The 13,569-nt window shown below is 71.2% G+C and carries 11 protein-coding genes; 6 read left to right on the top strand and 5 right to left on the bottom strand.

Going from position 1 to position 13,569, the window contains the following annotated elements:
• Positions 1-63: 63 nt before the first annotated feature.
• Positions 64-258 carry a hypothetical protein gene (locus IG98_RS48800; protein ID WP_084195478.1) on the top strand — a complete coding sequence of 65 codons (195 nt, stop codon included), beginning with the start codon at positions 64-66 and terminating at the stop codon, positions 256-258.
• 89 nt (positions 259-347) lie between these two features.
• Here IG98_RS48800 and IG98_RS0118845 read toward each other — a convergent pair whose 3' ends face one another.
• Complete coding sequence (locus IG98_RS0118845; RefSeq protein WP_169750144.1) at positions 348-1,142, bottom strand: alpha/beta hydrolase-fold protein; 795 nt, start codon at positions 1,140-1,142, stop codon at positions 348-350.
• Positions 1,143-1,305: 163 nt separating this feature from the next.
• On the opposite strand from IG98_RS0118845, the gene smc reads away from it, so the two are divergent.
• Together smc and ftsY are read left to right on the top strand one after the other, a co-directional pair.
• Positions 1,306-4,992: a chromosome segregation protein SMC gene (gene smc / locus IG98_RS0118840; RefSeq protein WP_030913554.1), complete on the top strand. Its 3,687-nt coding sequence runs from the start codon at positions 1,306-1,308 to the stop codon at positions 4,990-4,992.
• Positions 4,993-5,224: 232 nt separating this feature from the next.
• Positions 5,225-6,406, top strand: coding sequence for a signal recognition particle-docking protein FtsY (ftsY, locus tag IG98_RS0118835; protein WP_030913551.1), 1,182 nt, complete (start codon positions 5,225-5,227; stop codon positions 6,404-6,406).
• A gap of 80 nt (positions 6,407-6,486) precedes the next feature.
• Here ftsY and IG98_RS0118830 read toward each other — a convergent pair whose 3' ends face one another.
• From IG98_RS0118830 to IG98_RS0118820, 3 genes are read right to left on the bottom strand one after another with little or no spacing between them, the layout of a single operon-like run.
• A complete protein-coding gene (locus IG98_RS0118830; RefSeq protein ID WP_037970750.1) occupies positions 6,487-7,281 on the bottom strand; it encodes an ABC transporter ATP-binding protein in 795 nt (264 codons plus the stop codon).
• Positions 7,278-8,357: a FecCD family ABC transporter permease gene (locus IG98_RS0118825; RefSeq protein WP_030913548.1), complete on the bottom strand. Its 1,080-nt coding sequence runs from the start codon at positions 8,355-8,357 to the stop codon at positions 7,278-7,280. The genes IG98_RS0118830 and IG98_RS0118825 overlap by 4 nt, the downstream gene beginning before the upstream one ends.
• Positions 8,354-9,406, bottom strand: coding sequence for a FecCD family ABC transporter permease (locus IG98_RS0118820; RefSeq protein WP_157594407.1), 1,053 nt, complete (start codon positions 9,404-9,406; stop codon positions 8,354-8,356). The genes IG98_RS0118825 and IG98_RS0118820 overlap by 4 nt, the downstream gene beginning before the upstream one ends.
• Positions 9,407-9,507: 101 nt before the next feature.
• On the opposite strand from IG98_RS0118820, the gene IG98_RS0118815 reads away from it, so the two are divergent.
• Positions 9,508-10,524 carry an ABC transporter substrate-binding protein gene (locus IG98_RS0118815; RefSeq protein WP_030913544.1) on the top strand — a complete coding sequence of 339 codons (1,017 nt, stop codon included), beginning with the start codon at positions 9,508-9,510 and terminating at the stop codon, positions 10,522-10,524.
• Positions 10,525-11,160: 636 nt separating this feature from the next.
• A complete protein-coding gene (locus IG98_RS0118810; RefSeq protein ID WP_037970749.1) occupies positions 11,161-11,760 on the top strand; it encodes a sigma-70 family RNA polymerase sigma factor in 600 nt (199 codons plus the stop codon).
• Positions 11,761-11,910: 150 nt separating this feature from the next.
• Here the strand turns inward: IG98_RS0118810 and IG98_RS0118805 are convergent, their stop codons facing one another.
• A complete protein-coding gene (locus IG98_RS0118805; RefSeq protein ID WP_030913540.1) occupies positions 11,911-12,747 on the bottom strand; it encodes an EamA family transporter in 837 nt (278 codons plus the stop codon).
• An 85-nt stretch (positions 12,748-12,832) separates the two neighbouring features.
• Here IG98_RS0118805 and IG98_RS0118800 point away from each other — a divergent pair, with 85 nt between their 5' ends.
• The gene (locus IG98_RS0118800; RefSeq protein WP_030913538.1) at positions 12,833-13,408 is read left to right on the top strand and encodes a helix-turn-helix domain-containing protein; all 576 of its coding nucleotides are present in this window, start codon (positions 12,833-12,835) and stop codon (positions 13,406-13,408) included.
• Positions 13,409-13,569: the final 161 nt, after the last annotated feature.

Below are 13,569 nucleotides of genomic sequence, written 5' to 3'. Positions count from 1 at the left end.
CCCCTCCCGCGGCAAAGAAGTGCGCGAACCAGTCTGGTCACTCAGCGTGGAGGACCCTTTACTATGGCGAAGGCTCTACTAGGCCACGTCGGCGGTCCCGACCCTCGTATGGTCTCGGAAATGCGTCGTCTCCAGCAGCGCATCCGTGATCTCGAGGGAGAGCTCACCCGGCTCCAGGCCCAGAACGACGAACTCGCGGCGAGTGCCCGCGACGAGGAGTTCAACCGTCTGCAGGATCGCGAGCCGGCTCTCACCTAACGGGGTCGGGGCGGAACACACTGTCCGGGGACGCCTCACCGGGGCGTCCCTTGTCACATTTATTATTTACGTCCCATATGTCCTATATGTCATATATGTCGTGCGAGGAAGGCCAGCTGCTCGGGTAACACCCTGCGGCGGTAGGCCGTGTCCTGGCATCCTTCGCTGATCCCTCCCTCGGCAGTGGCACCCAGTGCCTTCAGGGCTTTCAGCATGGTCTGGGTCTGCCGTGCCCACGCGTCGCGCTCCCCACACCCCAGCCAGACCGGGATGTTCACGAGTTCGCGCAGCGGTGCCTGCGCCGCGCTCACCGCCGGCGACGCCGCGACCACCGCCCCCACCTGTGCGGGTCCCAGCTCCGCGGCCAGCCTCAGCGCCCCCGCGCCGCCCGCCGACCAGCCCATCAGCCCGATCTTCGCGGTGTCCATCCCGTTCATGCTCAGGTAGGGCAGCAGGGTTCCCGGGATGTCGGCGGAGGGCCAGTCGTCGATGGAGGCCAGCGCGAAGCGCCCGCCCCCGGCTGCCAGGTAGCGGTCGATCGCGTAGACGTCGAACGGCGTGCGCGCGTCACCAGCGGCCCCGTGAAGCATGATCACCACAGGCAGCCCGTCCGTCGCCCCCGGAGGCATTCCGACGATGACCCGGCGCCGGTCGACCCGGCTACGCTGGAGCGTTCCAGGAGACGTCACCGGGGGCACGGGGACCGCGCCGCAGACGATCTGGGCGTACGCCCCCCTGATGCCGTCCGGGCCGGCCGCCAGCGCGGCGCCGCCGAGGCCCAGCGCGGCCAGCCCGCCGCCCACCAGGAAGGCACGCCGCCCGAGATGACCCCTGCCGCTCGATGGGCGTGACGGAGCTCCGCCAGCACCGCGTTCCGCGTTCATGCAGGGCACCATAGGCGGTGTGCGGGCGGGTGCGGGTGAAGAACGGTAGTCTTCCCGCGTTGGCGAAGCCGTGGGCTGACAGGGGAAGACGCGTTCATCGGCGCCCGGGGCGCGGCGCGTGACACGCGGGCCGGCGCGGCCACACCGTGAATGGGGGCTCTCTTTGTATCTCAAGACCCTTACCCTGCGCGGTTTCAAGTCCTTCGCCTCGGCCACCACGCTCCGCTTCGAGCCGGGCATCACCGCGGTCGTCGGTCCCAACGGATCCGGCAAGTCCAACGTGGTCGACGCCCTGGCCTGGGTCATGGGGGAGCACAGCGCCAAGTCGTTGCGCGGCGGCAAGATGGAGGACGTCATCTTCGCCGGCACCTCCTCGCGGGCACCGCTGGGCCGCGCCGAGGTCACGCTGACCATCGACAACACCGACGGCATGCTCCCGATCGACTACACCGAGGTGACGATCAGCCGCCTGATGTTCAGGGCCGGTCAGAGCGAGTACGCCATCAACGGCGACACCTGCCGCCTGCTCGACATCCAGGAGCTGCTGTCCGACTCCGGCATCGGCCGCGAGATGCACGTCATCGTCGGCCAGGGCCAGCTCGACCAGGTGCTGCACGCGGGACCGGAGGAGCGCCGGGCGTTCATCGAGGAGGCCGCGGGCGTCCTGAAGCACCGCAAGCGCAAGGAGAAGGCGCTGCGGAAGCTCGACGCGATGCAGGCCAACATGACCCGGGTACAGGACCTCACCACCGAGCTGCGCCGCCAGCTCAAACCGCTGGGCCGTCAGGCCGAGATCGCCCGCAAGGCCGCCGTCATCCAGGCGGACCTCCGCGACGCCAGGCTCCGGCTGCTCGCCGACGACGTGCTCACCCTGCGGACCACCCTGGAACGGGAGATGGCCGACGAGGCGGCGGTCCTCGCCCGCCGTACCGCGGTGGAGACCGAGCTGGAGCAGGGCCAGGCCGCCGAGGCCGAGCTGGAGGCCACCGAGGCCGAGGCCCAGCCGCGCCTGGCCGCCGCGCAGGAGACGTTCTTCCGGCTCTCCTCCCTCCGCGAGCGTCTCAGGGGCCTGGCGGGACTCGCCGCCGAGCGGCACCGGCACGCCACCGACACCGCGGTGGAGCGGCGGGGACGCGACCCGGAGGACTTCGAACGTGAGGCCGAGGAGGTCCGCGAGCAGGAGCGGGTCCTGGTCGAGCTGCTTGAGGGGGAGCGGGAGTCGCTCGCGGAAACCGTGGCCAGGCGTACCGAGACCGAGGCCGCACTCGCCGCCGAGGAGCGGCGGCTGGCCACGGAGGCCAGGGCCGCCGCCGACCGGCGCGAGGGCCTGGCCAGGCTCAGGGGGCAGGTCGGGGCGGCGCGCAGCCGGGCGGGGGCCGCCGAGGAGGAGATCGGCCGGCTGCGGCGCTCGCTGGAAGAGGCCGAACAGCGCGCCGAGGAGGCCCGCGCCGAGCACGACAACCAGGAGATGGCCGAGCCGACCGCCGATCCGGCCCTCGCCGAGGAGCTGGAGATCGCCCTGGAGACGGTCGAGCAGGCCAGGGAGTCCGTCGAGTCGGCCAGGGCCGGGGTAGAGGAGGCCAAGGCGGCCGTCGCGGGCCCGAACGCCGCGCTCGGCGCCGCCAGGGCCGCCCTCGCCGCGGCCCGCAAGGCCGACCAGCAGGCGCAGCGCCAGGTGGCCGCGCTGGAGGCCAGGTTCGAGGCGCTGGAGATGGGCCTGGCCGGTGGTGCCGACGGCGGCGCCGCGCTGCTCGCCGCCGACCTGGCCGGGGTGCTCGGGCCGGTGGCGACCATGTTGTCGGTGCGGCCCGGTGCCGAGGTGGCCGTCGCCGCCGTGCTCGGGGCCGCCGCCGAGGCAGTCGCCGTCGAGTCGCTGCAGAGCGCGGCCGACGCCATCGAGTTCCTCCGGGGGCGCGACGGCGGCCAGGCCGGCCTCGTCATCGCCGCAGGTGAGGCGGCGGCCCCGCCGGGTCAGGTGCCGCAGGCGGGCGCGGAGTGGGCGATCGACCTGGTCACGGTCTCCACCGAGCTGCGGGCCGCCGCCACTCACCTGCTGGCGGACGTGCTGGTCGTGGACGACCTCGCGACCGCGAGGAAGACGGTCGAGCAGTATCCCGGGCTGCGGGCCGTCACCCGCTCCGGCGACCTCCTGGGGGCTCACGCCGCCGCCGGCGGCGGTTCGGCGGGCGCCACCTCCGCCATTCAGATGCGGGCCGCGCTCGACGAGGCGACCGCCGACCTGGCCGAGGCCAGGGTCGCCGCCGAGCTCGCGGCGACGGAGCTGGAGGAGAGCGCGGAGGCCGAGGGGGAGGCGCAGCTCGCGGTCGAGGACGCCCAGGCGCGGGTCGCCGAGGCACAGACGGGAGTGCAGAACACGCAGGCCGGGGTCAACGCGGCACAGGCCGCACTGGACCAGGTCAGGGCGAGGCAGCGCGACGCGGACCAGAAGGTCGCCGCGGTGGCCAGGCGGCTCGCCCAGCTGGACGCCGCCGCCAGGGCGGCCCGGGACGAGTACGAGCGCCTGGCAGCGGGCGTACGGGCCGCCGAGGAGGCGCGGGACCGTGACGCGGCCGGTCTCGCCGAGCTGGAGGAGCGGCTCGCCGCGGCCGTGGGTGCCGAGGAACTGGAGAGTGAGCCCAGCACCGACCTGCGGGACGAACTCGCCGAGATCTGCGCGACGGCCAGGCAGGACGAGATGGAGGCCCGCCTCACGGTACGGACGGCGGAGGAGCGGGTCAGGGGCATCGACGGCAGGGCGGAGGAGCTGACGCGCGCCGCGGAGCGTGAGCGCGAGGAGAGGTCCAGGGCGGCCGAGCGCAGGGAACGGCGGCGCGAGCAGGCTCGGGTGGCCCAGGCGGTCGTCAGGGGCGCGGAGCTGGCGCTGCGCACGCTGGAGGCATCCCTGGCCGCCGCCGCGGGAGAGCGCGACGAGGCGGAGCGGGCCCGCGGGCAGGTCGACGCCTCGCTCAAGGCGGTCAGGATCCGGGTCCGCGAGCTCACCGGTGAGCTGGACAAGCTGGTCAACCGGGCACACGGCAGCGAGGTGGCCCGCACCGAGCAGCGGCTCCGGCTGGAGCAGCTCCAGGAGCGGGCGGTGGAGGAGTACGGCGTCGAGGCGGACACCCTCATCGCCGAGTACGGCCCCGGCGAGCCGGTCCCGACGGTGGACGGCGAGCCCGTCCCCTACGACCGCGAGGAGCAGCTCAAACGGGCCAGGGTGGCCGACCGGCAGATGGCCCAGCTCGGCAAGGTCAACCCGCTCGCGCTTGAGGAGTTCGCGGCTCTTGAGGAGCGGCACTCGTTTCTCACCTCGCAGCTGGAAGACCTCAAGAAGACCCGCCGCGACCTGCTGCTCGTGGTCAAGGAGGTCGACGAGCGGGTCGAACAGGTCTTCGGCGCCGCCTTCGCGGACGTGGCCCGCGAGTTCGAGACGATCTTCACGCGAGTGTTCCCCGGTGGTGAGGGCAGGCTGCTGCTCACCGATCCGGAGGACATGCTGACCACCGGTGTCGAGGTCGAGGCCCGGCCACCGGGCAAGAAGGTCAAGCGGCTGTCGCTGCTGTCCGGTGGCGAGCGGTCGCTGACCGCGGTGGCGTTCCTCGTGTCCATCTTCAAGGCACGGCCCTCGCCGTTCTACGTGATGGACGAGGTCGAGGCCGCGCTGGACGACACCAACACCCAGCGCCTGCTCACCCTCTTCGAGGAACTCCGGCAGACCTCGCAGATCATCATCATCACCCACCAGAAGCGCACCATGGAGATCGCCGACGCGCTGTACGGCGTGTCGATGCGTGGGGACGGCGTCACCCAGGTCATCAGCCAGCGCCTGAGGGAGAACGAGTCCGCCTGAACCTCCGGGGCTCCGGAGAGACCGGACGGTGCGGGACCGGGCGGTCGTGAGCCTGCCCGGGGTTCCGGAGGGCCGGGCGGCCGCGAGCCCGTTCCGGTGTTCTAAGCCGGGTTTTCGTGGACGGTTCTGGACGGTCCGCGCGGCGAGGTGGTGACCGACGGTGAGGAACCGCGAACCCATCCGGACCCCTTGAGGTCGGAGCATCCCGGGGCGTCTGGAAAACTGTGGTCTTGTGGAAGCCTATCTCGGCATAATCGCGATCATCGTCGTCGTCGCCCTGCTGGCGGCCGGCGGCATGCTCCTGCTGTTCAGGAGGGGGGGCACCAGCGCGCCGCCGCGGGTCGAGGCGCCCGAGGCGCCGCCGGTCCCCGAGGAGACGCGGGCCCCCGGCAAGGGCGCGGTCATGGACGACGAGGCGACGACCACCGTGCCGCCGCCGGCCAGGCCGGTCGAGCCCGAGGTCGTCGTCATCCCGGAGATCGAGATCCCGCCGCCGTCCGCCGGCCGGATGGTGCGGCTCCGCGCCCGGCTGGCCCGGTCGCAGAGCACCCTGGGTAAGGGGCTCCTGGAACTGCTCTCCCGTGACCGTCTCGACGACGACGCCTGGGACGAGATCGAGGAGACCCTGATCACCGCGGACGTCGGCGTGGCGCCGACCCGGGCGATGGTCGACGAGCTGCGTACCCGGGTGAAGGTGCTGGGCAGCCGGACCCCCGAGGAGGCACGCGCCCTGCTCAGGGAGCAGCTGCTCACCCAGATCGGCACCGACATGGACCGTACGCTGCACGTCAAGCCGCACGGTGAGCGTCCCGCGGTGGTGCTCGTGGTCGGGGTCAACGGCACCGGCAAGACCACCACCACGGGCAAGCTGGCGCGCGTCCTCATCGGCGACGGCGGCAAGGTTGTGCTGGGCGCCGCCGACACCTTCCGTGCCGCCGCCGCCGACCAGCTGCAGACCTGGGGAGACCGGGTCGGAGCCGCGGTGGTACGTGGCCCGGAGGGCGGCGACCCCGCCTCGGTGGCCTTCGACGCCGTCGCCGAGGGCATCAGCGAGAAGGCCGATGTGGTGATCGTCGACACCGCCGGGCGGTTGCACACCAAGACCGGCCTGATGGACGAGCTCGGCAAGGTCAAGCGCGTCATCGAGAAGAAGGCCACCGTCGACGAGGTCCTGCTCGTCCTCGACGCCACCACGGGCCAGAACGGCATGCGTCAGGCCCAGGTGTTCGCCGAGGTGGTCAACATCACCGGCATCGCCCTGACCAAGCTCGACGGCACCGCCAAGGGCGGCATCATCATCTCCGTCCAGCGCGAGCTGGGCGTCCCGGTCAAGCTGGTCGGCCTCGGCGAGGGTCCCGACGACCTTGCCCCGTTCGATCCCGAGGTCTTCGTGGACACACTCCTCGGGGGGTGAGTCCCGCCGGGCCGGTCGGTCTCGGGAGAGGCCGACCGGCGTGGCCCGGTTCGATCGCGGGGTCCTGGTGGACACGCTCCTCAGCGCGGGGCGTGGGACCGGGTGGCGATGGGGACGACCAGCGGCGTGCCCGCCACCGGGTCCTCGATGATCTTGGCGTCCAGCTCGAAGACCTCCGCCAGCAGGGCCTCGGTGAGCACCTCGGACGGGGGACCGGCGGCGACGACCCTGCCGTCGCGCATGGCCACCAGGCGGTCGGCGTAGCGGGCGGCGAGATTCAGGTCGTGCAGGACCATCACCACGGTGCGGCCCAGCTCGCCGTGGAGCCTGCGCACCAGCTCCAGCACCTCGATCTGGTGGGCGAGGTCGAGGAAGGTCGTCGGCTCGTCGAGCAGCAGCAGGTCGGTGCCCTGGGCGAGGGCCATGGAGATCCAGGCCCGCTGCCGCTGCCCGCCTGACAGCTCGTCCAGCGGGCGGTCGCCCAGGTCGAGCAGGCCGGTCATGGCCAGGGCCGCGCCGACCGCGGACTCGTCGTCGGACGACCACTGCCGGTACCAGGTCTGGTGCGGGTGCCGTCCCCTGGAGACCAGGTCGGCGACGGTCAGCCCCTCGGGTGCCGAGGGGGACTGGGGCAGCACGCCCAGGATCCTGGCGACCTCCCTGCTGGGCATCCTGTCGATGCGCTTGCCGTCCAGCAGCACCTCGCCGCCCGACGGCTTGAGCAGCCGCCCCATGGCGCGCAGCAGGGTGGACTTGCCGCACCCGTTCGGCCCGATGACGGCGGTCACCGTCCCGGCCTCGATCCCGAGATCGAGACCGTCGACGACGACGCGGTCCCCGTACCCCAGCTTGAGGTCAACGGCCTGGAGTCTCACGTACGGGCCTTCCTGCGCACACGGATGAGGAGATAGATCAGGTAGGGGGCGCCGACGACTCCGGTGACCACGCCCACCGGCAGTTCGACGGGGCTGAACGCGGTCCTGGCGATCAGGTCCGCGCCGACGGTGAGGACCGCGCCGGCCAGGGCCGAGACGACCAGCGGGGGCTGCGCCACCCCGGCCAGCCGCAGCGCGATCTGCGGTGCGGCCAGGGCGACGAACGCGATCGGCCCGGCGGAGGCGGTCGCCGTCGCCGCGAGAAGTACGGCCGCGAGGATCATCAGCCCCCTGGTGAGGTGCATCCGGACCCCCAGGCCGGTCACGGTGTCGTCGCCGAAGCGCAGCGCGCCGAGTGAGGCGGTGCCGAGCAGCGCCGGTGGGAGGAGCACGGCCAGCGCGATCGCGACCGGGATCACGTGCTCCCAGCCCCGGCCGTTCAGCGAGCCGCTGATCCAGACCATGGCCCGGCTGCTGTCGTTGACGTCGCCGACGGTCAGCAGCCAGAACTTGAGGTTGGTGCAGATCGCCGAGACGCCGATGCCGACCAGGACCAGCCGGTAGCCGTCCATGCCTTTGCGCCAGGCCAGCAGGTAGACGGTCAGCGCGCCGATCAGGCCACCGAGCAGGGCCGCCGCGGGGACGCCCGCCTCGGCGAGGACGCCGCTCACGCCGCCCCAGGTGTTTCCCGCCGCCACGATGACCGCGACCACGGTCACGCTGGCGCCGGTGGTGACGCCCAGGATGTCCGGGCTGGCCAGCGGGTTGCGGGCGATCGCCTGGACGATCGCCCCGGACAGGGCGAGCGCGGCGCCGACTCCGGCGCCGGTCAGCGCGCGGGGAAGCCGGAGCTGCATGACGACGAAATGGTCGGGCCCGTCGCCGGTGATGGCGCGGAGGACCTCGGAGACGCTCATCGGGATGTCGCCGAGGCGCATGCTGAGCGCCATGAGCAGCACCGTTGTGCCCAGCAGGACCAGTGCGGCGGCGAGGGAGCGCGGCCGGAGCAGCCAGGAGGCGGGACCGATGCGCAGCGCCCGCCTGCGCGCGAGGTACGGGGGCGCGGTGGAGGTCACAGCCGCACCGGCCTTCTGCGCCGTACCAGGGCTATGAAGAACGGCGCGCCCGCGAGGGCGAGGACCACACCCACCTCCAGCTCGCCGGGATGGGCCACCACGCGGCCGATGACGTCGGCGAGCAGCAGGGCCGAGGCGCCCGCCAGGCCGGAGTACGGCAGCAGCCAGCGGTGGTCGGGGCCGGAGAGCGGCCGGGTGAGGTGCGGGACGATCAGGCCGACGAAGGCCAGCGCGCCGCAGACCGCCACGGAGGCGCCGCTGAGCAGGGTGATGGCGGCGATGCCGACGGCGCGGGTCAGGGCGACGTTCTGGCCGAGCGCGCGGGCGACGTCCTCGCCCAGGGAGAGCGCGTTGAGGCCGGGCGCGTTGACCAGGGCCACGATCAGGCCGACGGCGACGAAGGGGAGCACCTGCCAGGCCACGTCCGCGCCCCTGGCCGCTATCGACCCCAGCTGCCAGAAGCGGAAGGTGTCCATGGCCTGCTCGTCCAGCAGCACCAGCGCCGAGGTGAGCCCGTAGAGGAAGGCGCTGACGGCGGTGCCCGCGAGGGCCAGGGTCACCGGCGTGGGACCGCCCCGGCCGCCGGCCATGCCGAGGGCGAACACCCCGGCGCTGGCGACGAGGGCTCCGGCGAGGCCGAACCAGATGTAGCCGTACGGGCTGCCGACCCCCAGGACCACGATGCTGAGGACCATGGCGAAGGCCGCGCCCTGGGTGACGCCGAGCAGTCCCGGGTCGGCCAGCGGGTTGCGGGTGTGGCCCTGCATGAGGGCGCCCGCGACACCGAGGGCGATCCCGGCCATGACGCCGATGGCGGTTCTGGGGATGCGCAGGGACCGGACGATGATGTCGTTCTCGGTACCCGTGGGGCCGATGAGCGCGTGCCAGACGTCGGCCGGCGGGATCGGTTTGGCCCCGAACGCGAGGCTCAGCGTGACCGCCGACGCCAGGAGCGCGAGCAGCCCGCCCAGCACGAGGAGGCGGCGGCGGTGGATTCTCCGGACGGTGCCGGGCGGGGCGGCCCGTGGGACGGACAACGCATTGATCACCTGACCTCCCCTTTTTTTGCGTGATCGAGGCTGAGTATGCCAGCTTAGGTATAGCTAAGCTAAATAAGGCTTGCCTAATTTTGTGAGGAGATCCAGGAATCATGAGAGCATTGCGCGCTCTGGCCGTCGGGGTGGCGGGAGTTGTGCTGTCCGCAGGTCTCGCCGCCTGTGGGTCGAGCACCCCGGAGACCACCGGCGCCTCCGGCGCGTCCGCGGCCCCTGCGGCTCCCGCGGCGAGCGACACGGCGGCCTTTCCCAGGACCGTGAAACACGTCATGGGGGAGGCGACGATCCCCGCCCAGCCCAAGCGGGTCGTGGCCCTCGACCAGAGCTTCGTCGACGCGGTGCTGACCCTGGAGACCGAGGTCGTCGGTTTCACCAGTTACCGGGGTATCGAAGGGGAGCTCCCCGACTACCTGACCCCGGTCCTCGGCCACGCCAAGGAGGCCACCCCGGTCGGGACCCTGGAACAGCCCAGCCTGGAGCGGATCCTCGCGCTCAAGCCCGACCTGATCGTCTCGGCCAAGGTCCGCCACGAGGCGCTGTACGACAAGCTGTCGCAGATCGCGCCGACGGTGTTCAGCGAGACCACCGGGGCCATCTGGAAGGAGAACCTCCAGCTCGTGGGCCAGGCTCTGGGCAAGGAGGACCTCGCCGAGCAGAAGATCAAGGAATACCAGGACCGCGCCGGCAAGATCGGCGAGTCCATCAAGGCCAAGGAGGGCAAGCTGCCCACCGTCTCCGTCGCCCGCTTCGCGGGTGAGCCGACGGTCCGGCTGTATGTGGAGAACTCCTACTCGGGCCTGGTGCTCAAGGACGTCGGCTTCCCGCGCCCCGAGGACCAGCCGACCGTGACCGACACGATCATGGTTCCGATCAGCCAGGAGAACATCTCCCAGCTCGACGCCGACCACATCTTCGTCGCGGCCTACCAGGACCCGGCGGTCGGGCCGGTCAAGGAGAAGTTCGAGGCCAACCCGCTCTGGGGCAAGCTCAAGGGCGCCAAGCACGACGTCGGCGACACCGTCTGGATGAGCGCCGTCGGCATCCAGGGCGCGCACGCCATCCTCGACGACCTCGCCAAGATCTTCGAGGTCGACCCGGCCCGGGCCGGCTGACCGGCAGGGAGGTCGGGCCGCCTGTCCCGCCTTCCGATGCCAGGACCGGCGCGGGGCCGACGAGCCGTGCCGGTCCCTGCCCGTCGCGGCCGGTCCGTGACGGGAGCGCGGCCCCGAGCGGGGTCTTCCTGAACACTGATCGATTTCGGGTACCCGTACTCACATACTCGGATGCGACCACGGTACGAGCCGTGTCCGCCAGGGGAAGCGGGTGGTGAACCGCCGGGGGTGCCGGGCCGTCTTCCAGGTGGTGATTAATTCCTCAACGCGTGGGAAGCGGGGAGACGTGGAGATGGCTCTCGGAACTTCTGCGGGCGCGGGCCCGGACTCGGTGACGGGTCCGGGGGACGTGGCGGTTGACATCTTTCCTAACCCGAAAGTTGTTGCTACCTGGGGTTATGTGATGATAGACACACCTTCGACTGAATCTGGAGAACGATGTTACGATATTGATACTTGTTCGGCTGTAGGGCGTGTCGTACCCGCCGTTGGCGCAGTCAGCGAGCAGTCTCCCGATCGCGCAGGGCTTTTAACGGCCCCCTTACGGGGTGCCTGCGAGCATCGGCTACGCCGTCAGAAAGGGTGGAGCGCAGTCTTGCCGGGCGGTGGCGGGGGGAAAAGCACGAGGGGGATCCAATGATCACGATGACGGAAGAGCAACGCCAGGACTGGTTCGAACGAGATGTCGTGCCGGTCACCAGCCAGCTCTACGCGTCCGCGATGCGCCTGACCCGCAACACCGCCGACGCGGAGGACCTGGTCCAGGAGACCGTCACCAAGGCGTTCACCTCGTACCACCAGTTCCGCGAGGGCACCAACCTCAAGGCGTGGCTGCACCGCATCCTGACCAACAACTTCATCAACGACTACCGCAAGAAGCAGCGCTCGCCCAAGCTCTCGGCCGCCGAGGAGATCGAGGACTGGCAGCTCGCCGCCGCCGAGTCCCACACGTCCAGCGGTCTCAAGTCCGCCGAGACCGAGGCGCTGGAGCAGCTGCCGGACAGTGCGGTCATGAACGCCCTGCGTGCCCTGCCCGAGGATTTCCGGGTCGCCGTCTACCTGGCCGACGTCGAGGGCTTCGCCTACAAGGAGATCGCCGAACGGATGGGCACCCCCATCGGCACGGTCATGTCCCGTCTTCACCGGGGTCGCCGTCAGCTCCGCACCATGCTGGAGGGCTACGCCCGGGAGGAGGGCGGACTCCGCTCGTCCATCGAACAGGTCCAGCCGGTCTGAGTCGTTTCTCGCGGTGGGGCGGACGGGTCCATCGGGCTCGTCCGTCGAAGAGGCCCTGCCGTTCTGAGTCGTCTCTCGCGGTGGGGCGGGGTCCATCGCTCGTCCGTCGAAGAGGCCCTGCCGGTCTGAGTCGTTGACAGGGCGGACGGGTCAGCCGGATGCGATCAATGCGACCGCGGCGAGCGTGAAGCCGATGCCCACGGTCTGCACGGTGTTGAGCCGTTCCCCCAGCACCTGACGGGCCAGCAGCAGCGTGCTCGCCGGGTAGAGCGAGACCAGGACGCCGACGAGGCTCAGCAGCCCGCGCTGCTGGGCGAGCATGAAGAGCACGTTGGCGACCATGTCGAGTACTCCGGCCGCGATGATGACGCGCAGCGTGCCCGGCCCGGGGCGCAGGGTGCGGCCGGTGGCCAGGGCCAGCAGGGCGATGAGGGCGACCGAGGCCAGGCGCGCCCCGACCAGAGGCCACACGCCGCCTTCCGCCGGGGCCTGGGCGAGCAGGATGAAGAAGCCGCCGAAACCCGCGCCCGCGGCGAGCGAGGCCAGGATCGGGCCGTACCCGCCGCCGCTTTTCCCGCCGGAGGAGTCACGGCTCACCAGCAGCACCGCCAGCAGCGCGAGGACCACGCCCACCAGCGCCATCGGCTGGGGGCGCTCCCCGATGGCCAGTCCGAACAGCACGGGCAGCACCGCCGAGACGGTCGCGGTGATCGGCGCCACCACCGACATCACACCGGTGGCCAGTGCCCGGTAGAACAGCACCACCGCTGCCGCGCCGCAGAGTCCGGAGGCCGCGCCCCAGGCCAGCGTCACGAGGTCGGGGCTCCCCGGCAGGATCGGCAGCAGCGCCACGGCCACGGCCAGCCCCGCCGTCTGGGAGAGAACCACCACGGCGAGCACCCGCGACCGGCGGGTGGCCATGCCGCCCAGGAAGTCCGCGGTGCCGTAAACCATCGCGCAGGCCGTTGCCAGCACCACAGCGGTCACGCGTCACCCCAGTTCAATAGAATGTACTCTTAGTACAATATATGGAGTGCAATGGAGTGCAAAACGAGTTAACTAGACTGAACTTATGGACCCAGAGACGATCACCGCCGCGGTCGCCAACAACGTACGGGCCCAGCGGGCGCACCGGCAGATGACCCTCGACGAGCTCGCCGCGCGCTCCGGGGTGAGCCGGGGCATGCTGGTCCAGGTCGAGCAGGGCAGGACCAATCCGAGCATCACCACGCTCACCCGCATCGCCGACGCGCTCGGGGTGACCGTCGCGCGGATGGTGGAGGTCTCCGACACGCCCGTGGTCCGGATCGTCCACAGCACGGACGTGGTCACCTTCCCGCACGGTGACTCCAGCACCGCGCGCCTGCTGGTCGGCACCGACGCCCCCGCCATCCTGGAGCTGTGGGACTGGCGGCTGGCCCCCGGCGACCACCACGACGGCGACGCCCACCCACCGGGCACGCGCGAGATGCTGACCGTACTGGAGGGGCGGCTCACCCTCTCGGTGTACGGCAAAAGCCACATCGCCGAGGAGGGGGACGCGGTCGTGTTCAACGCCGACCGCCCGCACCGGTACGCCAACGAGGGGGACGTCCCGCTGCGTTTCATGATGGTCGTGACCGAGCCCCGTGAGACGCCGGATCGCTGACCGATATGAGATGTCCGCTGGAAGGAGCCCTTTTAAGGCTCTAACTGGTCTCATCGGATGAGACGTCGCCCCCGGGTACGCATCTCATTCGATGTGGCGTCGAAGTGGCGCGTCGGTACGGGCCAATCGGCGGTCTATGTCCCATCCTGGGGAAGACCCGG

The organism is Streptosporangium amethystogenes, from assembly GCF_000721075.1.
Lineage (GTDB): Bacteria > Actinomycetota > Actinomycetes > Streptosporangiales > Streptosporangiaceae > Streptosporangium > Streptosporangium amethystogenes.
The sequence above is the reverse complement of the archived record's forward strand: the minus strand, read 5'-3'. Positions and strand labels throughout refer to the sequence as shown.